Origin of the sequence: Paraburkholderia sp. GAS33, from assembly GCF_050436645.1 — a bacterium.
Taxonomy (GTDB): domain Bacteria; phylum Pseudomonadota; class Gammaproteobacteria; order Burkholderiales; family Burkholderiaceae; genus Paraburkholderia; species Paraburkholderia phenazinium_B.
The window spans coordinates 692,388-712,572 of sequence record NZ_JBNDMP010000001.1 but is presented as its reverse complement, the minus strand read 5'-3'; the positions used below and the strand labels follow the sequence as shown (position 1 = coordinate 712,572).

At 60.6% G+C, this 20,185-nt stretch carries 24 protein-coding genes; 8 read left to right on the top strand and 16 right to left on the bottom strand.

What is annotated here, in order from left to right; genetic code table 11:
• The first annotated feature begins 248 nt into the window (after positions 1 to 248).
• On the top strand, positions 249 to 398 hold the full coding sequence (locus tag P3T24_RS03310) for a hypothetical protein (protein ID WP_167379457.1): 150 nt from the start codon (positions 249 to 251) through the stop codon (positions 396 to 398).
• A gap of 40 nt (positions 399 to 438) precedes the next feature.
• On the opposite strand, the gene P3T24_RS03305 is transcribed toward P3T24_RS03310, so the two are convergent.
• Together P3T24_RS03305 and P3T24_RS03300 are read right to left on the bottom strand one after the other, a co-directional pair.
• Complete coding sequence (locus P3T24_RS03305) at positions 439 to 654, bottom strand: hypothetical protein (protein WP_429432405.1); 216 nt, start codon at positions 652 to 654, stop codon at positions 439 to 441.
• Positions 655 to 784: 130 nt separating this feature from the next.
• Entirely contained in the window at positions 785 to 979 is a 195-nt protein-coding gene (locus tag P3T24_RS03300; RefSeq protein WP_122158953.1) for a YqaE/Pmp3 family membrane protein, read from the bottom strand.
• A 270-nt stretch (positions 980 to 1,249) separates the two neighbouring features.
• On the opposite strand from P3T24_RS03300, the gene P3T24_RS03295 reads away from it, so the two are divergent.
• The 3 genes from P3T24_RS03295 to infA all read left to right on the top strand — a co-directional run bounded on the left by P3T24_RS03295 (position 1,250) and on the right by infA (position 2,711).
• Positions 1,250 to 1,468 (top strand): hypothetical protein, encoded by a 219-nt coding sequence (locus P3T24_RS03295; protein ID WP_074268734.1) that lies wholly within the window; start codon positions 1,250 to 1,252, stop codon positions 1,466 to 1,468.
• Between the two features lie 532 nt (positions 1,469 to 2,000).
• Complete coding sequence (locus P3T24_RS03290; protein WP_074268736.1) at positions 2,001 to 2,282, top strand: hypothetical protein; 282 nt, start codon at positions 2,001 to 2,003, stop codon at positions 2,280 to 2,282.
• 156 nt (positions 2,283 to 2,438) lie between these two features.
• Positions 2,439 to 2,711 carry a translation initiation factor IF-1 gene (gene infA, locus P3T24_RS03285; protein WP_042325066.1) on the top strand — a complete coding sequence of 91 codons (273 nt, stop codon included), beginning with the start codon at positions 2,439 to 2,441 and terminating at the stop codon, positions 2,709 to 2,711.
• Positions 2,712 to 2,823: 112 nt separating this feature from the next.
• Here infA and P3T24_RS03280 read toward each other — a convergent pair whose 3' ends face one another.
• From P3T24_RS03280 to P3T24_RS03260, 5 genes are all read right to left on the bottom strand, one after another.
• The gene (locus P3T24_RS03280; RefSeq protein WP_429432402.1) at positions 2,824 to 3,621 is read right to left on the bottom strand and encodes an IclR family transcriptional regulator; all 798 of its coding nucleotides are present in this window, start codon (positions 3,619 to 3,621) and stop codon (positions 2,824 to 2,826) included.
• A 91-nt stretch (positions 3,622 to 3,712) separates the two neighbouring features.
• A complete protein-coding gene (locus tag P3T24_RS03275) occupies positions 3,713 to 4,618 on the bottom strand; it encodes an SMP-30/gluconolactonase/LRE family protein (RefSeq protein WP_429432399.1) in 906 nt (301 codons plus the stop codon).
• Entirely contained in the window at positions 4,615 to 5,460 is an 846-nt protein-coding gene (locus tag P3T24_RS03270) for a citryl-CoA lyase (RefSeq protein WP_429432396.1), read from the bottom strand. Before P3T24_RS03270 ends, P3T24_RS03275 begins: the two co-directional genes overlap by 4 nt.
• Before the next feature lie 28 nt (positions 5,461 to 5,488).
• On the bottom strand, positions 5,489 to 6,937 hold the full coding sequence (locus tag P3T24_RS03265; RefSeq protein WP_429410170.1) for an MFS transporter: 1,449 nt from the start codon (positions 6,935 to 6,937) through the stop codon (positions 5,489 to 5,491).
• A 35-nt stretch (positions 6,938 to 6,972) separates the two neighbouring features.
• Positions 6,973 to 8,184: a CaiB/BaiF CoA transferase family protein gene (locus P3T24_RS03260; protein ID WP_429410376.1), complete on the bottom strand. Its 1,212-nt coding sequence runs from the start codon at positions 8,182 to 8,184 to the stop codon at positions 6,973 to 6,975.
• 665 nt (positions 8,185 to 8,849) lie between these two features.
• On the opposite strand from P3T24_RS03260, the gene P3T24_RS03255 reads away from it, so the two are divergent.
• Both P3T24_RS03255 and P3T24_RS03250 read left to right on the top strand, forming a co-directional pair.
• Positions 8,850 to 9,425, top strand: coding sequence for an ANTAR domain-containing response regulator (locus P3T24_RS03255; protein ID WP_429410172.1), 576 nt, complete (start codon positions 8,850 to 8,852; stop codon positions 9,423 to 9,425).
• Between the two features lie 10 nt (positions 9,426 to 9,435).
• On the top strand, positions 9,436 to 10,584 hold the full coding sequence (locus tag P3T24_RS03250) for a CmpA/NrtA family ABC transporter substrate-binding protein (protein WP_429410174.1): 1,149 nt from the start codon (positions 9,436 to 9,438) through the stop codon (positions 10,582 to 10,584).
• A gap of 54 nt (positions 10,585 to 10,638) precedes the next feature.
• On the opposite strand, the gene P3T24_RS03245 is transcribed toward P3T24_RS03250, so the two are convergent.
• From P3T24_RS03245 to P3T24_RS03205, 9 genes are all read right to left on the bottom strand, one after another.
• Positions 10,639 to 11,034, bottom strand: coding sequence for a HEPN domain-containing protein (locus P3T24_RS03245; protein ID WP_074269484.1), 396 nt, complete (start codon positions 11,032 to 11,034; stop codon positions 10,639 to 10,641).
• The gene (locus P3T24_RS03240; RefSeq protein ID WP_074268744.1) at positions 11,031 to 11,387 is read right to left on the bottom strand and encodes a nucleotidyltransferase domain-containing protein; all 357 of its coding nucleotides are present in this window, start codon (positions 11,385 to 11,387) and stop codon (positions 11,031 to 11,033) included. Before P3T24_RS03240 ends, P3T24_RS03245 begins: the two co-directional genes overlap by 4 nt.
• Before the next feature lie 135 nt (positions 11,388 to 11,522).
• Positions 11,523 to 11,885: a BON domain-containing protein gene (locus P3T24_RS03235; protein ID WP_074269485.1), complete on the bottom strand. Its 363-nt coding sequence runs from the start codon at positions 11,883 to 11,885 to the stop codon at positions 11,523 to 11,525.
• A 169-nt stretch (positions 11,886 to 12,054) separates the two neighbouring features.
• On the bottom strand, positions 12,055 to 13,491 hold the full coding sequence (locus P3T24_RS03230; protein ID WP_429432393.1) for an efflux transporter outer membrane subunit: 1,437 nt from the start codon (positions 13,489 to 13,491) through the stop codon (positions 12,055 to 12,057).
• 8 nt (positions 13,492 to 13,499) lie between these two features.
• The gene (locus P3T24_RS03225) at positions 13,500 to 15,074 is read right to left on the bottom strand and encodes a DHA2 family efflux MFS transporter permease subunit (protein WP_074268746.1); all 1,575 of its coding nucleotides are present in this window, start codon (positions 15,072 to 15,074) and stop codon (positions 13,500 to 13,502) included.
• Between the two features lie 18 nt (positions 15,075 to 15,092).
• Positions 15,093 to 16,199: an HlyD family secretion protein gene (locus P3T24_RS03220; RefSeq protein WP_429432390.1), complete on the bottom strand. Its 1,107-nt coding sequence runs from the start codon at positions 16,197 to 16,199 to the stop codon at positions 15,093 to 15,095.
• Positions 16,200 to 16,274: 75 nt separating this feature from the next.
• Positions 16,275 to 16,706 (bottom strand): MarR family winged helix-turn-helix transcriptional regulator, encoded by a 432-nt coding sequence (locus P3T24_RS03215; protein ID WP_074269486.1) that lies wholly within the window; start codon positions 16,704 to 16,706, stop codon positions 16,275 to 16,277.
• A 162-nt stretch (positions 16,707 to 16,868) separates the two neighbouring features.
• Complete coding sequence (locus P3T24_RS03210) at positions 16,869 to 17,804, bottom strand: LysR family transcriptional regulator (RefSeq protein WP_429432387.1); 936 nt, start codon at positions 17,802 to 17,804, stop codon at positions 16,869 to 16,871.
• A gap of 135 nt (positions 17,805 to 17,939) precedes the next feature.
• A complete protein-coding gene (locus P3T24_RS03205; protein WP_074268749.1) occupies positions 17,940 to 18,950 on the bottom strand; it encodes a LysR family transcriptional regulator in 1,011 nt (336 codons plus the stop codon).
• A 261-nt stretch (positions 18,951 to 19,211) separates the two neighbouring features.
• Between P3T24_RS03205 and P3T24_RS03200 the strand changes: the two genes are divergently transcribed.
• Positions 19,212 to 19,793, top strand: coding sequence for a TetR/AcrR family transcriptional regulator (locus tag P3T24_RS03200; RefSeq protein ID WP_429432384.1), 582 nt, complete (start codon positions 19,212 to 19,214; stop codon positions 19,791 to 19,793).
• A 168-nt stretch (positions 19,794 to 19,961) separates the two neighbouring features.
• Entirely contained in the window at positions 19,962 to 20,177 is a 216-nt protein-coding gene (locus P3T24_RS03195) for a LysR substrate-binding domain-containing protein (protein WP_074268751.1), read from the top strand.
• Positions 20,178 to 20,185 lie beyond the last annotated feature (8 nt).

The window sequence follows — 20,185 nt, the reverse complement described above, 5'->3', positions numbered from 1 at the left end:
TCCAGATTATTTTCGACCTCACTTTAACGTTTGCGCGCCGATTTTCCGTCGCAGAAAAAAATAGTCTCTTTACCGAAAATTTCGCCGCCGCATTGGGGAATGGATGCGCTGTCCGGCGACGGCGTTCCAGGTGGAAACCGGCCGCACCCGTTCATTCGCGTTGAATGAACAGTGTGTTGTCATTTCAGCTGATTTTCTCAAGCAGGCAACGGACTACACTCACGGCACTCCATCACCGTGAACGCATCATGCTGCTCGCATTTTTTATCTTGTCGCCGCTAGCCATATGGGCGCTGATCGGGTTCGCGCGTCGTATCAATCCGCTCACTGGCCATTTCACCCCCGGCGAATGGCGCCGCCGCTCGCTTGAAACCCTCAAGGTAAGCCGGCCAATGTAAAAGCTGCGCGCGTGGCTGGCGATTTTTTCAAGCGCTCGGCTTAACGATGGCCGTCGATGTCGAGGCCAGTTGACTCGGGCGCGCCGCCCGCCAGAAATGCTTCAAGTCCGAACAGCCACGCGAAGCAGAACGTGACGCGAGCCAGCGAGCCGCCATGCCGTTGTGAACGGGAAGCCTCAGGGTTTGCCTCGGGCGGTGCGAGCGGTAGTACCGGGCGGGGCGAGGCGTAGTCGGCAGCGGTGTGGTCAGGGCGCATGGTGATTCTCGTTATGTGCTTCGGGTAGCCTCACCAAGCAAACGGCGTGCCTTCCCGCCCGAGCCCCCGCCCAGCCGACGAAACCCGTGTTCCATTCATCAAAGGACACCCGGATTCCGTCGCAACTGTCTCACCTGCGCGAACCTAGCGCGCGTTCGATTTTCTGGTCGGTCTTGTACTGGCTCAGCGCATATACCGACCAGATCGCCGCTGGAATCCAGCCAATCAATGTGATCTGCAAAATCAGGCAGATGATCCCGGCGAACGGCCGGCCAATCGTAAAGAACTGAAACCACGGCAGGATGATGGCAAGCAGCAGGCGCATGCAGATTTCCTTATGACATCCGGCTTGCCTGACTCGAAGCGGCGTACCGGATCAATTGACTGGAGCGAAGCGCGGCGCACTGCCGGCTTCGTATTCGACCGGTCGAAAATGACCGGAGCTGGACGCGCCAAGATCGTACCATTGGCAGTTTGCGGACCTTAGGGCTGTGGGTCCGCAGACACAGATGCATTTTTGTTCGCGTGGCGGGCAGAATTTTTTCGTGCGATAAGGGAAACACCTATAGGTAATCCCTATTCCACGGAGCAACAGATGGCCACGCTAGAAGCGTTTCGCGCCGTGCTTGACGATGAAGGCACGCCGGAAATCATCCGCAATCACATCATTGATTCGCTGCAATACACGCTGCGCAATTACGGGCAGGTATTCACGTCGAAGGAAGTCGAGTGGCTAGCCGTTTGGGATGACGCCCGCATTCCGCTCGCCGCCTCACGTGAACTGAAGAAACGCGTCGCGGAAACCACCCGCTGACACGATCACCATAAAGAGTAGCCGGCCGGAAGCGCTGGCGCCCTCCCTTGCCGTCCGTCCAGGCATCCTCTCGCCGCTCGCAACGGGGTCTACGAGAGCGTCTGCCGTGCGGTTTTCAGGCCCGCCGTCGCTCGCGCGGCAGGTTTTGCTATCCAAGCTGGCCCATTTAGTGCATCATATTGGAATAGCTGTATTCGGCACCTGCAGTATCGGCAGCACCAATCGGCATCTCCGCAGTACCCCCGACTGTTCGACCGCCGCCTGTCGGCGATCCCGTCACTCCGGCAATGCGTAACATGCATTCGCCGTCGCGAGTTGTGCAGTTTTCATGCGCCTGATGTCCACGCGACATTAGCGTGTTTCTTCTCCATCCAATCCGCGATTTTGCGCGGCTGCGCTCAAGCCCCCTGCCATCGGGCCTGTGCCACTCTTTTTCCATGGCGGCGCGCCCCAAGGTGCTGCGCTGCCGGGCCTGTTGTGCCGGGCGTAACACGCCTGACACGGCAGCCACGTATTACAGGACAAGTACTTCATGAATCAAGTTGTAAAGACCTACAAGGGCTACGAAATTCATCCGCTCGTGTATCCGCGCCGTCCCGCTGACGGCACGACCAGCCGCAATCCGGACGCAGGCTACGAAGCCTCGGTGCGCATCTGCCGCGTTGGCGCCAATCCGGCAGCCGACGGCCGGGTGTTCCGCCTGCCGTATCTGTGGCCGTTCGAAGGCACGGGCAAGGCCCGCATCGCTTGCATGGCGCACGCTGAACAGTTGATCGACGGCCGCGTAGACGGCCAGTCGGTGGCCGATCTTTGATTGGCAATCGCAAAACTGCCCCCATCTACGCTAGGTGCGCCTCGCGCGCCGCGCCGCTCCATCCTCTGCGGGTGCGCCGTGACGGCACCCGTCCTACCTCATTACAAGCTTTGCCGTTGAGCAAGGCACCCTTACCCCATCGACCAGGAGTAATGCATGGCGAAAGAAGAACTGCTTGAACTTGACGGTATCGTCGACGAAGTACTTCCGGATAGCCGTTACCGCGTGACGCTCGACAACGGCGTCGTGGTTGGCGCTTATGCGTCCGGACGCATGCGCAAGAATCACATCCGTATTCTCGCGGGCGACCGCGTGACGCTCGAACTGTCGGTCTACGACCTGACCAAAGGACGGATCAATTTCCGTCACAAGGACGAACGCGCCTCCGGTGGCGGCGGCGCCCGCAATACGCAGTTCCGTCGTCGCTAATCGTAGTTGAAATGGCGGCGCGTTTGCTGCCGCCTTGCGGGCCGGTGTTGAAGAGCCATCGTGTTGATGGCCTGTTGATTGCCTCCACCCGCTAGCGAAACTTCTCGCGCGCCTACTCCGGCTTGAGTAATGCCAGAGCGGCGCGCAGTGGAGTCGCATCGCCGCCGAGCTGCTCGCTGGCTTCGATTGCCGCGTCCAGCATCGGCTGACGCATGCGCAACATCAGCGCCTCATCGACCCGCGAACGTGGCCCTGCCAGCGTGAACACGCCGGCAAGCGGCCGTGCCGCCGAAAACACCGGCGTCGAAACCCCCGCCGTATCGGCATCCCGCTCTCCCACCGACAAGTAATAGCCGTCGCGGCGGATTCGCTCGAACAGTTCTCCATGACCGCCGTCGAACGCGCTTAGCACGCGTCCGCCTGAGCCTTTGTCCATTGGCAGGACGTCGCCCTCGCGCACGTGATCGCGGATCGCGTGGGTCGAATCGACCCGATGCAAACACACGCGCAGATCTTTCTGCCGCACGTAGAACGACACGCTTTCGCCGCTGGCGTCGCGCAGGCGGCGCATCAACGGCAACACCACATCCCCTAGTTGCAGACTGCGCTGATACAGCGCGCCTAGTTGCAGCGTTGCCGGACCGACGTAGTAGAGACCATCGTCCGAGCGCAGCAGCATCCGGTGATGCGCAAGCGACGCGATCAACCGCAGGATCGTGCTTTTGTAGAGGCCCGTGCGAGCGGCAAGTTCGGCGAGGGAGACGCCTTTATCGTCAGGGCGAAACGCGAACAGGATGGCGAAGGCGCGATCGAGCGCGGCGACGCCGTCGGGTGCGTGCGAAGGACCCGCGGCAGCGTCGGCGTCCGCGGTGGAGGAACCGGAAGCGCTGGAAGATCTTGAGGCGGCCATAGGGAATATGCGAGGCGAGCGGTGAAAAGCGCTGGGGAGCAGCGTTGAGAAACGCCGGATTGGCCGGCGTTATGCGTGACAGAACGCTATCTTACCCGCCGCGGCCGGGTGTATTCCACTGCGCCGTCAGGACCGACCCGGTACTCGAATCCGTGATGAATACAGAGCTGTGATGCGGTCCGCCAAACGTGACATTGGTGATCGTACGGCCCGCGCATGATTCGATCTTGGCGATCCCCTCGCCATGCGGATTCAGTACGAACACCGCGCCAAGCGATGCATGCGCGACAAACAGATTGCCGTCGCGGTCCATCGTCAGGCCGTCGGGGCCGCTGACGCCATAGAACTGAGCAAAGCGCCCCACCTTGCTGGTGCTGCCGTCGTCCAGCAGCGGCATGCGCCACACCGAGTTGTCACGCGTCATCGCCACAAACAGCACTTTTTCGTCGGGACTTAGCACCAGTCCATTCGGGCTCGGGCCATTCGTAATCAGACAGTCGAGCCGTCCATCGGGACGCAGCCGGTAGACACGCCCCGTGGGGTCATGCAAGCCCGTCTGGCCCTGATCGGTAAAGTAGATATCGCCATTGCTCGCGACGATCAGATCGTTCGGTCCTTTGAAACGCTCGCTGTTGCGCCGCGCGATGACCGGGCTGACCGCGCCGCTCTCCGGATCGAATGCGAGGATGCCGTTCTTGTAGTCTGCGATCAGCAGTCGGCCATCGGGATGCCATGCGAGGCCATTTGGCTCGCCATCGTATTCGGCCACCATGCTCCATTCGAGCTCCGGCGAAATCCGCAGGATCCGCCCGTGCGGAATATCGACGAGATACAGATTGCCATGCGGGTCGAAGCATGGCCCTTCGATAAACGAATCCACCACTGCCCCGCCCTTGTTGGCGCGCGACCACTCCGTCACGTCGTGGCAGCGCATCGATTGCGGCATGGCCGTCAGGATCGCGGTTCCGACGATGGGCGGCACGGGAGACCAGTTCATTGCCCCTCCTCTTCCTGCTCGAGATGGCGTGTTGCGGGCCCGGTATAACGATAGGCCATCTGGCGCGGCATCGGTCCCTTGTTGCGCTCGCCGCGGCCGCGCTGCTCCCACGCATGAGACAGAATGCCGACCGCGCGTGACAGGCAAAAGACGCCACGCGCCAGTTCTGGGGCGAAGCCAAGCTCGGCGTAAATGACGGCGGTGGCGCCATCGATATTCATCGGAATTGGCTTCGCTTTGCGCTGCTTGAGCAAGGCCTCGATAGCACGCCCGATGGCGGCGTATCGTCCGGACACGACACCTTCGGCGGCGGCTTCATCGACCATGCCAAGCAGGCGGCCCGCGCGCGGATCGACAGGGTGGAAGCGGTGCCCGAAACCCGGCAGATATTTGCCGTGCTCCTCAATGAAGTGGTCAATGCATGTCTGAACCGCTGCTTCCAGCGTTGCGCCGTCGGCCTGCGCACGTTCGATCGCATGGAAGAGCTCGACGGCCTGTTGCCCTGCACCGCCGTGCACATCGTCGAGGGTATTCAGCGCCGAGGCCATGGCACCGTTCAGCGGCAATCCGCAACTCGCCGCCATACGCGAAATCGCAATGGAAGGCGCATGCGGACCATGATCGACGGAGGCCACCAGCGCTGCTTCCAGCAGACGTGCCTCACCCGCGCTCGGCAAATCGCCGCGCAGCATCAGCCAGATCATCTGCGGAAAACTGATCTGCCCGATCAGATCCTGAATCGGATAGCCGCGCACCTGGATCGAGCCCGGGTGAATATCGATGATCGAGGTGCTCCAGTAATCGGCAGCGAGCGTGGCGGGGTCGAGCGGGGTTTGAGTCATAGCGGTTGTGTCGGTGATGTCGGTTGTATCAGCGATTGATGTCTTCGAGCGCGAGGCCTTTAGTGGCGGGTCCCATGATGCCGATCAGCAGCATCACAAACACCATGCAACTGCTGATCATGACGAACACGCCATTCGCGCCGAAATCGCGCAGAAAGAATGCCACCAGAAAGCCGGAAAAGATCGCGCTCAGGCGGCTCCATGAGTAGACAAAGCCAATCGCCCGCGCACGGATTTCGGTCGGATACAGTTCAGACTGATAGGTCTGAAACGAGTAAGTCATGATGGTCAGCGCGAGGTTCATACAGAAGCCGAAAACAATGAGCCCCAGCGAGCCGGTCTGATGCGCGAAAGCGAGCCCGAATACGGCGATCGCACCCGACGAGCCGACCAGACTCCACTTACGTTCGATCCTGTCTGCAAAGTAGAAAAACAGCGCAGGCCCGAGCGGCAGCGCAATCGACATCAGAAAGGAGTACTGCAGGCTATGCACGAGATTGATGCCCTTGCTCGTGAGTAGCGAAGGAATCCAGTTGCTAAAGCCGTAAAAGCCGATCACCGAGACCGCGTTATAGACCGACATCATGATCGTGCGCTTCAGATACGGCGCTTTGAGGATGTCGCGAAAGCGGCGCTCGACAGTCGGCACGCTGTGCGCATGCGGAACCGCCGCCGGCAATGGTCGGCCATACTGGCGCTCGACAATGCGCTCGATCTGCTGCGTCACCCGCGCCGCTTCATCGAGTCGGCCACGCGTCACAAGCCAGCGCGGACTTTCCGGAATGCCTAGCCGGATAACCCATACGATTGCCGCGCCGACGGCGCTCGCCAGCACGACCCAGCGCCAGCCATCGAGACCGAATGGTTGTTGCGGCACGAGCCACCACGACATTAATGCGACCACCGGCACCGCGCAGTAGGGCACGATTTGCGTGATTGCAAAGGCGCGGCCACGCAGATTCTTCGGTATCAGCTCCGCGACGTAGGTGTTGATGGTCACCATCTCGACGCCAAGGCCGATCCCCGCAAGCAGACGAAACAGATTCACGCCGAGGGCGCTTTGCTGAAACGCCATCATGAGGCTCGCCGCCGTGTAGCCCAGCAAGGCCACCACGAAGATGCGTCGGCGTCCGAAACGATCGGCAAGAAAGCCGAGTCCCATGGTGCCGATAAAGAGCCCGAGAAATGTCGACGCCACAAACGCAGCGATGCTGTTCATGGCGAAGATCGATGTCGACGTCTTGACGAACAATCCGCTCACAATCAGCCCCGGCGCAATATAGCCGGTCATAAACAGATCGTAGAACTCGAAACAGCCGCCGAGCGATAGCAGGAACACAATGGTCCAGATATGCCGCGTGGCAGGCAACCGGTCCAGGCGCGCGACAATACCGCGTGCCTGGCTCTCCTGATCGACGCGGTGTTCCACGCCGTCCGCAAAGGTGCTACGGGCGATCGTATCTGATGCTTGTCTCATGAATTTCCCCATTCAGGTCTCTTCGGGACGCGGGCTTAAATAGCGCCGTCTTTTCGCAGTTGCGCAATGGCGCTGGCGTCGAACCCCAGACGCTGCAAATGCGCGTCTGTGTGCTCGGACAAATGCGGCGCGCGCGAGGTAGGCGCACCGCTCGAAATTTCTCCTTTGGCGTCGACAAAGCGAAAGCCCGCGCGGGTCACACGCTGGACCGTCTCACCGTCCTGCAACTCGTGGACAAAAGCGCGTTCGACCAGTTGCGGCTGGCTGATTGCTTCCGGTACGCTCAGTACCAGGCCGGCCGGCACGCCGGCCTCCGTCATGCGTTGCTCCCAGTTGCTGGCGACGTCGCGAGTGAGCGCGGCTTCGATCTCGTGCTTCAGTTCGAGGCGATACTGCTTGCGTGAATTGCGCTCGCTAAAGCGTTCGTCATGTGGCAAATCCGGCCGGCCGATTAGTTCGCATAACGCAATAAACTGCTTGTTCTCGTTAGCGGCGATATTCAGCATGCCCTCGCCGCAGACGAAGGTCCCGGACGGCGCGGCCGTGAAGTTTTCATTGCCCATCGGCGTGGGCGTCACGCCGGCATTCAGATAGTTGGAGACCACCCAGCCCATGCTGGAGAGTGTCGCTTCCAGCATCGACACATCGATCACCCTTCCCTCGCCGGTGCGTTGAGCTGCCACCACAGCCGCGCAGATCGCCAGCGCTGCGCTCATGCCGCCGACGGTGTCCGACACCGGGTAGCCGACGCGCAACGGTGCGCTTTCGGCATCGCCTGTCACGCTCATTGCCCCCGACATGCCCTGGATGATCTGGTCATAAGCAGGACGATGCGCCAACGGACCGTCATTGCCGAAACCCGAGATCGCGCAGTAGACGAGCCGCGGGTTCACTTCGAGTAGCGCTGCCGCGCCCACACCCAGGCGGTCCATCACGCCCGGGCGGAAGTTCTCGACCAGCACATCGGACTCGGCCACGAGCTTGCGCAGGATCTCTTTGCCCGCCTCGTGCTTCAGATTGAGCGTCAGCGACTCCTTGCCGGCGTTCACGGCCACGAACGACGCGCCCATATTTCGCGCCGACGCTTGCGGGTCGGCGCCTAAGCGACGGGCGAGATCGCCGCCAGCGGGATTCTCGATCTTCAGGACGTCGGCGCCGAGCAGCGCAAGCTGATAGGTGCAGAACGGGCCGGAAAGGACATTGGACAAATCCAGCACGCGAATGCCGGAAAGCGGGAGAGAAACCATCACGAGCCTTTACTGGGGTTCTGATTGTCGTTCTATCTGATAGAACGCCGTTCTATAATTCGATTGGGCGGATTGTGGTCCTTGGGATTAGGGTGGGGAATAGGGGTTACCACCGAGCAGCTAGCACTGCGGAGCGTGCGAAGGTGAGTGACAGCAACAGGGAAACGCCTCTCTAACATTCGCCGCGTTAGCCCGAATCGCCATGACCAGCGTACGCATATCCGACTTTCGGCGCTGGGACTCACGCGCGGGCTCTGGTCGCCCATGCGAGGTTTGGCGCGAGAGCAAGCGGCGTATTACACCCGTCTCGTAGCGGCCGACCCACGTCGTAAGGGCGATTACGATGGCCGGGGGGTATTGAGCGAAAGCGGTCTGGTGGAATTCATCACCTTCGCTATGAATGCCAGAAGCAGAAGTGAGCACGGCTTAACTACACAGTTGCCTATCACGCGCCACTCCTGTGCGCTGCGTACGCATCGCACCACCGCGGTGCGCCCCAGACCCGCCGGCGGTTGCATGTTCAGCCCAAAACCGCTTACAGCAACGAGCATCAATGGCATATAGCTTGCTTCCAGTCTCTCGGCGTCCATCGCCCGCTGACTGAAACGGCGAAACCTACAAAGCCTCACCCGACCCGCCAAAAGCCGCCGCCCCCCTGCCGACCCATGCTGCGTGTACTGCTCGTAACCGACACCGATAAGCCGATTGGCGATCTGCGCGAAGCCCTTGCGCGGCTAGGCTACGACATGCTGGCAGGCACCGCGGCCTCGCAGGCGCTGCACAGGAGAGTGGAAAGCGAGCGGCCCGATGTGATCATCATCGACACTGAATCGCCATCACGCGACACGCTCGAACAGCTGGCGGTAATGAACGCGACCGCCCCACGCCCCGTGCTAATGTTCAGCAACGACACCAACCAGCAACTGATTCGCGACGCCGTAGGCGCTGGCGTCACCGCTTACCTCGTCGAGGGACTTGCGACAGAAAAGCTCGCGCCGATCCTCGAGGTAGCGCTCGCCCGCTTCGCCCAGGAAAGCCAGCTACGCGAACGTCTCGCCCAGGCCGAAAACGAACTGGCCGAGCGCAAGCTGATCGACCGCGCCAAACGTCTGCTGATGGATCAGCAGAAAATGACCGAACACGCCGCGTATGCAAACCTGCGCAAGCGTGCAATGAACCAGGGCGTCAAGCTCGTCGAGGTCGCGCGCCAAATCGTCATGACCGCAGACTTGCCCAAATAGAGCGTGGCTCATGAACCAACCTGCTCCCATTAGCCAACCCTCCGCACCTATGCGGCTAGAGAAAACGCATCTGCGGCTGGGCTTTGTCTCGCTCGCTGACGCGGCACCGCTCGTCGCGGCGAAGCTGCTCGAATTCGGGCACGCGCATGGCCTGACTCTGGAATTATTGCGTCAACCGTCATGGGCCGCGCTGCGCGACAAACTGCTTGCTGGCGAACTGGATGCCGCTCACGCGCTATACGGTCTCGCGTATGGCGTACAGCTCGGCCTGGGTGGTCCACAAACGGATATGGCCGTCCTGATGGTGCTCAACCGCAACGGTCAGGCTATTACGCTTTCGAACCGCCTCGCCGACGCGTTGAGCGAATATCAAACGCTCCCGCGTGCATTGGCGACGCTCGGTCGCAAGCCGGTGTTTGCGCAGACTTTCCCGACCGGCACGCATGCCATGTGGCTCTACTACTGGCTGGCGTCGCAGGGCGTACATCCGTTGCGCGATATCGAAAGCGTTGTAATTCCGCCGCCTTATATGGTCGCGGCGCTGGCCGAAGACCGGCTCGATGGGCTGTGTGTCGGCGAACCGTGGAATGCCGCCGCTGAAGCGCGCGGCGTTGGTCGCACGATCGCGTACAGCAGCGAGATCTGGCCCGACCATCCGGAGAAGGTGCTCGCCTGCCGACGCGATTTCGTGGACCAGCATCCCCATACGGCGAAGGCGTTGGTGCAAACCATGCTTGAAGCGTGCCGCTGGCTCGACGGCGACGGACATCGCAACGAGATTGCGCGTTGGCTGGTGCGGCCGGAGTTTATCGGTATCGATGAAGCGTTGATTGCAAAGCGGCTAACGCACGATAGCGGATCGCTGACTCCTGGTCGTCTACCGGTGCGGTTTTTCGAAGACGGTACGGTGAACTATCCGAGAGCGGACGATGGCGTATGGTTTCTCACTCAATACGAACGCTGGGGGATGATCGCGCACCGCGACGATTATCGCGAGATCGCAGCGGCGATCAATCAGACCGAGTTGTATCGTGATGCGGCGGAAAGCATGGGTATTGCGATTCCGGCTGAAAGCGTCTCGCAGCGACTGATAGATGGCCGGGTGTGGGACGGTAGCGAACCCGATCGCTATGCGACTGGGTTCGAGATTCATGCCTAACGGGGCGTTCAGCGCCCCTAAAACCGATTTAAGAGCACGGGCTACTCGCTACGCTCACTCTGGCACGTCAATTCGAAACGTCGCCTGCATCTCTACGATGAATAAGTGCGCTTGCTCGACCACCCACGACGCTACCGCCATCTCTACGTTTTCGCCCGTATAGTCCGCTACCTGCCGGATTTCCTGCGCACGATTGAGCGCGCGGCCCCAATCGCGCTGGACTTGCCCCGCCTTTACCAGATGCAGACCAAAAGCAGCGATAACACCGTTATGCGTTCGTACCACGTTTGGATCGACAGGCGCACCGGCGGCCAGAAGTGCTGCGCGAGCTGCGTCAAACATCGCGTAGTAGGCGCGATTGCATGCCCCGTTGACATCGCCGTCGCCGAGCAACAATGCCGCTGACGATGATGCGCGAATCGCCTTCGCCAACAGCTCACGCGCGTTCACCACAAACGCACCCCATCGCTTTCGATATTGCGCAGCAACTCAGGATTGGAATACAACTCGGGATGTGCCCATTCCTCTTCCCAAACGGGAAGCGGTTGAACCCGGATTCCCGTTTCCAGCAGCACATCGAAAGCCAGATCCGCCAGCGTCAATTTGGCGTCCATAAACTCGCCCCTGCTTCCTGGCAGCACAACGGCAATATCGGCATCGCTATCCGGGCGAAACTCGCCCTTCGCGCGGCTCCCGAAGAGTATTGCGCCTGTCACCGTAAATGCCTGGGCCGCCCTGTCGAGAAAGGCGAATGCAGTCTGCTTCGTAGCGGAATCAATCGGATGTTCAGTCAGGGTGTGCATATGCCACGCCACATTAGTAACTATTCACTGAGTATCATATAACAGGACACCACGCGGGCGTCGGGCCGGCGGGAACATCAGCAGCGTGGCGAGACAGACACATGGACTCAGTGAAGCGCTTAGCCGCCCGCTCGCCTAACCATTCCCCCCATGAAACAGCGTCAGCTTGTTCGACACCGAATTCACCCCAGACACTGACTTCGCAACCGTTTCAGCCTGAGTAATCTGATCTCCGGTATCGACGCTACCGGACAGTGTCACCGCACCGCTGCGCGCTCGCACGTACACATTCGAAACGTTAAACCCCTGGGCCTTCGATAGCGCGCGGCGTACAGCCCGCGCAAGCGCCCGGTCTGCCTTCGAAACGGCTTTTTTGGAACTCGTCATCGAACTGGTGTCTGGTGCGGACATCGCGTCGCTAGCTTGCGCATAAGCGGCAACGGGCATCGCAACCGCCGCTGTCAGACATAAAGCGCTCAAGATTCCGGCTGTCTTCACGTTCATCTCCTGTTATTGCCAATCGTTGGCCAGCGTCATTCGTCTGCGGGAAGGTCTGAAAATTGCCGATTAAACGGGTAGACGACGCGCCGACCTTGTTCAATCTAATTCATCGGCTAGCAAAGCGAAAGCGCAAAGCGTCCGACAACCGTTATTTTTCCAGCCGTTCTCATTCGCCGGCAGCATGATCGCTGGAAGCAAGCGCTGGTCCCGCCGACTGACTCCACCCGCCCCCAAGCGAGCGGTATAACGCCACCGCAGCCAACGCATGCTCGCGCTTCGCCTGATTCAGCGAATCGGAGTCCTGCAGATACGTCTGCTGCGCCGACAAAACATCGAGGAAGTCCGTCGCGCCGCCTTTATACAACTGGTTCGCCAGCTTGAGCGACTGGTCCGACGCGCCCAGCGCATCGTTCAGTTTTTGCGTCGATGCTGTCGTGCTGACCAGATCGCTGCGGGTATCTTCCACTTCCCTAAGCGCCTGCAACATCGTCTGCTGCAGATTCAGCTGCGATTCGCGCATTTTGCTTTCGCTCTGCTGAATATCCGCCGTAATCCGGCCCGCATTGAAAATCGGACTGCTGGCGTTCAATGCCGCGCTAAACAGGTTATCGGTCAATGTCGGCAAGCCGATATATGAAGCGGCCAGCAAGCCATCGCTCAGATTCAGCTGGAATTTCGGGTAACGCTCCGCTCTCGACACCCCCACTTCCGCGGCACGTTGTTCGACGGTGGCATAGGCCACCAGCACATCGGGACGGCGCAGCAAGGCTTCGGACGGCAGCGTTGTAGGCGCGGCACCTTCCGGGTTAGGAATCGGACCAGGCGTGGCCAGCACCAGCTTATCCACCGACTCCGGCGTGCGGCCCGAATACACGGCAATCAGGCTCAGCTCATGTTCGATCGTCGATCGAGCGCGCGGGATTCGCGCCTGCAGTTCATCCAGTTGATTCTGTGCACGAGCGACATCGAGTTGCGTCGACAAGCCGTACTTGAGACGTTCCTGAGTCAATTGCAACGCACGTTGCCGGATTACCTGGTTATCCTGCAGAATCTGCAGTTCCGATTGCGCCCAGCGCAGATCGACATAGGCCGATGCGGTGTTGGCTGCGAGCGCAAGCCGCAGTGCATCCTCGGCATGCTGTTGTCCGACCAGTTGCGCCTGGGCCGCCAGCAGATCGAGCCGTTCTCCGCCGAACACATCGGGCGACCAGTTAAGCGCGAGACCAGCGCCGCCCTCACGCACGTAGCCGAGCGGCGGCGGCGTGTTGATACGGCTATCGGCAGCGGTAGCGGTCGCGTCGAGTTCCGGCAGCAGCACCGCGTGTTTCTGCGTGGTAATCGCTTGCGCCTGCTTGACGCGCTCCGCGGCGGCCTGCAGATCCAGGTTGCCGGTCAGCACAGAATCCACCAGTTCGTCGAGCACCGGGTCACCGAACTGCGACCACCAGGTCTTTGCGTCGACAGCATCCTTCGGTGCTTCGACGCTCCAGCTAGCCGGTGCGACGGTCCTCACCGTGGCCGGCAAATCAGCGTGAGTAGCCGGCTGAACCGCACATGCGGCCAGCGAAACACAAGCCATAATTTCTATCAGAAGCTTTTTCATGATTGGCCTCAATGTGCGTCAGGCGGCGGCGCACTGTTAGAGAAAGGTTTGGAAAACAGCACACTTGCTATCGCCACGATGAAGCACAGCGACAGCACATAGAAGGTGTCCGAGTAGGTCAGCACCAAGGCTTCGCGCAACACCAGTGCGTGAAGATTGGCGAGCCCGGACTGGGTCGTGTTGAGCACATCGCCTGCCACGGATGACCAATGCGCGGTTTGCTCGGTCAGCAAGGACTCGACTTGCGGACTGCCAGTCGTGACGCTTTCGTTGAGCCGCAGATAGTGGAAGTTGAGGCGGTCGTTGAGCATGGTCGCACTAACCGCAATGCCGATCGCGCCGCCCAGATTACGCATCAGATTGAACAGTCCACTGGCTGACTTCAGCCGCGACTGGGGTAGCGATCCGAGCGCCATCGTGACAATCGGTGGCACTGCGAACTGCTGACCGATGCCGCGCAAGGCCTGCGGCAACAGCAGTTGCTGCCAGCCCCAATCGTGCGTCAGCGGTACATACAGGTAACAGCCGAGGCCGAAGCAGATCAACCCGAACAGCAACAACAGGCGCATATCGACAAAGCGCGCCACCATTGCATAGACCCCGAGGGCGAACAACTGGAATACTCCGACCGAAAGCAGCGCGATACCGATCTGCAGCGAACTGAAGCCGCGAACCTGGCCGAGAAACTCAGGCGTGAGAAACACCGCCACAAAGATTCCGATTCCGGTGATGAATGACAGCAAGCTGCCGATGCCGAAATTCCTTACCACGAGCGCGCGCAGATCGACGATGGGGTCATCGGTGGTCAGCGCATGCACGAGAAAGAGAAAGCCGCAGATCGCCGAAATCCACGTACAGGTAATGATGATGTGATCGCCGAACCAGTTCTTGCGCGGACCTTCTTCCAGCACATATTCGAGGCAGCCGAGAAATCCGCTCATCAGCAGGATTCCCAGGTAATCGCCCTTCTTCAGCAACGACAGGTCGGGCTTATCGACATTCACATACTTCGGCACCAGAGCAGCCACCACGACACCTGGCACGACATTCAGATAGAACAGCCAGTGCCACGACCACTGATCGGTGATCCAGCCGCCGATTACCGGCCCGATCGCCGGCGCAAGCGAAGCCAACGCGCCGATCGTGGTAGACGCAACCAGCCGCTGCTTGCCAGGGAACAGCACGAAAGCCGTGGTGAATACCGTCGGGATCATCGCTGCGCCCATGGCACCCTGCAGGCCGCGAAACAGGATCATCGAGTTGATGTCCCAAGCGATGCCGCACAGCATGCTGGTAATGGTAAAACCCACCGCAGAGGCGACGAACAGCCAGCGCGTTGAAAACACTTTGGAAAGCCAGCCGGACATCGGAATCACGAGAATTTCCGCGATCAGATAAGCCGTCTGGACCCACGACAACTCATCCTGACTCGCAGAGAGGCCGCCGCCAATGTCCCTCAACGAGGACGCGACGATCTGGATATCCAGGGTTGCCATAAAAAATCCCAGACACATGAGTGCGAATGCAAACACGCGTTGCCGCATCGGCTGGGAGGCCGGATCGAGGGGATGAGCGCTTGTCATGATGTTGGCCTTGTCCGCTCAATGAGCGCTCGATGCTTGCGAGCCGTCCGCAAGATGCACTTCGACGGTCGCAGACAGGCCGGGGCGCAACACGTTCTCCATGCCGCGCGGCACGTTCAGGCGAATCCGCACCGGTACGCGCTGCACGATCTTGGTGAAGTTGCCGGTCGCGTTTTCGGGCGGCAGCACGCTGAAGGTGGCGCCGGTAGCAGGCGCCAGGCTTTCGACATAGCCGTGCACGGGGATGCTCGATGCGTCGAGCTCCACGTCGGCCTTGTCGCCGATCCGCATTTTCCTGAGTTGATCTTCCTTGAAGTTCGCGTCCACCCAGAGATCGGTGGACGGCACCACCGTCAGCAAAGGTGCGCCGATATTGGCCAACATACCGACCCGCGCGGTGCGGTTGCCGATATAACCATCCACCGGCGAGCGGATCGTCGTGTATTCCACGTTCAGTTGTGCGACCCGTTGCGCGGCCAGCGCCGTGTTGACGCGCGCCTGCGCATCGGCGATCTGCGCGCCCAGCACATCCAGTTCGCGTTGAGCAGCAAGCACCGCTGCCCCACTGCTTTGCACCGCGGCCTGTGCCTTGGAGAAATCCGCGTCGGCACGCTCGACAATCTGGTTGGACACGGCGTCGTCCTTGACCAGTTCGCGGTAACGCGTCTGGTCCTGAGCGCTACGCGTCAGTTCAGCCGAAGAGGCCCGCACTTCCGCCTGGTGCTGGTTGATCACCGCCGCCTGCAAGACCTGTTGTGCCTGCAACTCCGATACGGCGGCACGGGCGCTATCCACTTCTGCCGTGGCCTGCGCAAGCTTGGCGTCATAGTCGCGCGCGTCCAGCCGGATCAGCACCTGGTTTGCGCTGACGTGCTGGTTGTCCTGCACAAGGATGTCCGTGACGAAGCCGTTGACCTTGGGCGCCATCACCGTCACGTTGCCGCCGACGTAGGCATCGTCGGTAGATTGCTCGAAGCGCAGGACAAGGAACCAGTAGCCCGCAGCGGCGGCAAGGACCACCGCCACGAGACCATAGGCGAGGCGCATCCATGGAATGCGCCTGCCCTTGGCAGCTTCGGTAGGGGCCGCGGGAACGACCGGAACGGGTGTTGAAGGACTCGACATGGTTTCACCTGTGTATATGCACAAAATTGAATGGAAAATTGCCTTTACTGCCTGGGCCAACGGCCCAATCTTTCTTTAAGCCTTCGAAACGTCGCGGGTCAGACGGAACAGTTCGCGTCGGAGCATGGCAGCCTGCTGCGGTCCAAACTTGCGCTCAAACTCGTCCTGAGCGGCCAGCCAATGCACCATCGCTTCATCCAGCCTCGCGCGACCGCAGGCGGTCAGCACCAGTTGCAGACGCCGGGCGCCCTGTCCATCCGGTTCATTGGCGATCAGACCGTTTCGAAGCAAAGGCCTGAGCGCGCGTACCAGCGTGGTTCGATCCATCACCATCGCCTGTGCGAGTTCGAGCATCGTCAGGCTCGCGCCGTCCCGCAACGCGGTGAGGATGCTGAACTGCGTCGGTGTGACTTCTGCTTCAGACAAATGCCGCTCGTAAAGCTGGGAGATATGGCGGGCGGCTTGCCGGATCGCGAAGCAGTCGTCGTTTTCGGGTGATGTGTGCATGTGCACAGATTAGAGATGCAGACTTGCCGGAGCAATCTCCTGAGCACATCTGATTGTTGTGATTGCGACAAGAATCGGGTCGGCAAGCGGCTTGGGCTGGCTGGGCGCGGCGGCGTCGGCCCTAGTCAGCCCGATCATCGGCCTACGGTCAAATCGTCCGACCTATGCCCTGCCCTTCAGATCCGATGCTGCCTCGACGGCCAGCACATCGGCAAAGAACTCCGCCGCGTGTTCGACAAACGCCTTGACCTTGGCAGGCAACAGCGTGCGCGTGTTATACGCGAGCCGCAAATCGACCACGGCATCGATGAGCTCGAATTCTTCGAGAATGCCTACCAGTCGTCCGCCAGATAGCTCGGCCTGGGCCAGGCCTGCGGGCAAGACGCCAATCCCAAACCCCTGCAGCACCATCTCCCGGTTGAATACCGCGTTATTCGAGGCGATATCGTATCTGAGCGGTACCGTCAAATCCTCGGCGCCAAGCCGGAAGGTTAGCTGGGGCTTGCGAAACGCCGGCGAGAGTACGACGACCATGTGCTCGGTCAGCTCCGACGGATGCGTCGGTCGCGAATGCCGCTTCAGATAATCCGGCGTCGCGACGATGGCGAACGGCATGCGCTCGAGCAGCCGCGTGACAACCGTGTCGGAACTCAGCATAAAAGGCAGCACGAGACCAAGGTCGAAGCCGTCCGCGACCAGATCGACGGGCCGCTCCGTGAGCGTGACGTCAAGACTTACCTTGGGATGCTTGAGCTTGAAGCTGGAGACCAGCGGCACCAGCCGGTTGACGGTGGCGGTTGTATGCGCGACGAGGCGCAGCACGCCGCTCGGCTCGCGGGTCTGCGCAGACGCGTCGGCTTCGAGCGCTTCGAGATCGTCGAGAATCCGCGCACAACCTTCGTAGAAGTGTTCTGCCGCTTCGGTCAGCGAAACCTGTCGCGTAGTCCGGTTGAACAGACGGCTGCCGAGACGGCGTTCGAGTCCGGAAATAGAGCGCGACACGATCGGCGTGGTCAGACCGAGCATGTCCGCGGCACGCGTAAAGCTCCTGGATTCGACGACGGCACGGAAGACTCGCAGACTCTCCAGATAATCCATAGGTCACCTCGTGGTGGGCTCGACGAAGAGCAGTTGGCGGCGTGGGCCCGCAGGCCAACGCCGCCAACTTGCTCAATGGAGCGTCAGGAGATTACCGCATAGTTGGGCCCGGCTGGACAAGCTGTGCTCGTCAGCTCAGACCGCCAACTCCAGATCATCCGCAGCCACCACTGGGGCACTGCGCCGGATGGCCGGTTCAGCCGCAACGGTCGGCAGGCAACGCTGTTCGGCGTCTTCCTGACCCGAGAACAGCGGGCAGCGGCCAAACAGTTCCGCCACCCAGTCGACGAAAACCCGCACCGTAGGCGACAGATGCCGGTTATGCGGATACACCGCCGAGATCGGCAGCGGCGACGGCTGCCATTGCGACAACACCTCGACCAGTTCGCCGGAACGCAGATGAGGCAACGCCATAAACCGCGGCGCCTGCAGGAGACCCACGCCTTTCAGGCCGCTCGCGACGTAAGCTTCCGCGTCGTTCACGGCGATATTGCCGCGCATCTTCACATCGACGGTTTGCCCGTCGACGCCAAAGCTCAGATCCATCACGCGCCCGGTGCGGCCCAGGAAGTAGTTAACGGCGACATGATCCTGCAGATCTTCGATCGTCCGCGGCGTACCGCGTTGTTCGAGATAAAGCGGGCTTGCCACCGTCACGCGCTGAAACACCCCGATACGTCGCGCGACGAGGCTCGAGTCCTGCAGGGTGCCAATGCGGATCACGCAGTCCACGCCTTCCTGAATCAGGTCGACGGGTTTGTCGCCGAAGCCGACCATCAGTTCGATGTCGGGGTAGCGCTCATGAAACTCGTCGATCTTGGGCATCACGACCAGCTTGCCGAGCGCACTCGGCATATCGACGCGCAACTTGCCGCGCGGCGTCCTTCTCGCCTGCGATAAAGAGCTTTCCGTTTCCTCGATGTCCGCCAGGATGCGCACGCAACGTTCGTAATAAGCGGCGCCATCCGGCGTGAGGCTCAGGCGCCGGGTCGTGCGCTGTAACAGCCGTACTTTCAAATGCGCCTCGAGATTCTGGATGATCGTAGTGACCGACGCACGCGGCAGATCCAGCGTGTCCGCGGCGCGCGAAAAGCTGTTCGTATCGACAACCCGCGTGAACACTTTCATTGCCTGAAGCCGGTCCATATTCCGATCCCTTTGAATTCTGACGTTTGCCCGTCTACCCGGGCAGAGTTTGCAAGGCCGGCGGCGCGATAAGCCGTCCACGACGAGCGCGCACGATAAAAATTCGCGATTTTCCACCAACCAATACGACTGTCCGTATTAAAATTGAACCCATAATGGATGTCAAGGATTCCCCTGGTATCCAGCGGGATAAGGTTCCGGCTTCTCCGGCGGCCGTTTCCGTTGACGCCCCAATATGGACGACCGTACAATTTCCTGACCATGCCAAGACCCTCACACCGCGGAAAAATCCTTACCGAAGGCCTCAAGGTTGTCCATGAACGAGGCTTCGCGGGCGCTAGCGTGCGCGACATCGTCCAGGCCGCGGGCGTTCCGCAAGGGTCGTTCACGAACCACTTTGCCTCCAAGGAAGCGTTCGGTCTCGAGGTTCTCGAGCTTTACTTCGCCAATAGCCGCCAGGTCCTGGACGAGACGCTGCGCAACGATGCGCTTGCGCCGCTCAAACGGCTGGGCGACTACATCGACTGGAACATCTCCCGCCTTTGCGTGAACCAGACGCGCAACGGTTGCCTGCTCGGCAAATTTGCCCTGGAGGCAAGCGACTACAGCGATGCGATTCGCCATCGCGTCGTGGAGATCTTCGCGGAGCAGCAGCAATGCCTCGAATACTGCCTGGCGTCGGCGGTCAAAGCGGGCGAATTGCCGGTGGATTTCGACTGCAACGATGTCGCTGGCTTTATCGTCGCCTCGCTTCAGGGCGCGTTTATGCTCGCCAAGGCACAACGCAGCGCGCAGCCGGTGGTCCGTTTCAGGCATGTCCTGTTTTCGAAAATCCTGCGCTGAAGAAACATACGGCGCGCCGCCGTATTCGCGGCGCTCGATGTCCTGCCATGCGTAAAGATATCGTCGGCTCGCCGGCGTATCTGGCCGAGCGCGGCACGCCTGCCACGCCGGAAGATCTGCTGAACCACGCCTGCCTGCAGCATCGCTTTCAGTCGACCGGCAAGCTGCGTGCCTGGCTTCACCGTACGCGAACCATTGCGACGTGGAACACTCGTGCATGTGCTGCAAGAACTGCCCGGCAATCCCGGTGTACTGCGAGCGTTATGGCCTTCCGGCCGGCATCTCTCGCCGAAGATTCGTGTCTTCGTGGACTTTATGGGCGAGCACCTGTTTCCCTCCTCAGACGCCAGGCAACAAGACGGCTCGCCGGTTGAGTTTCGTTAAATCTTTTA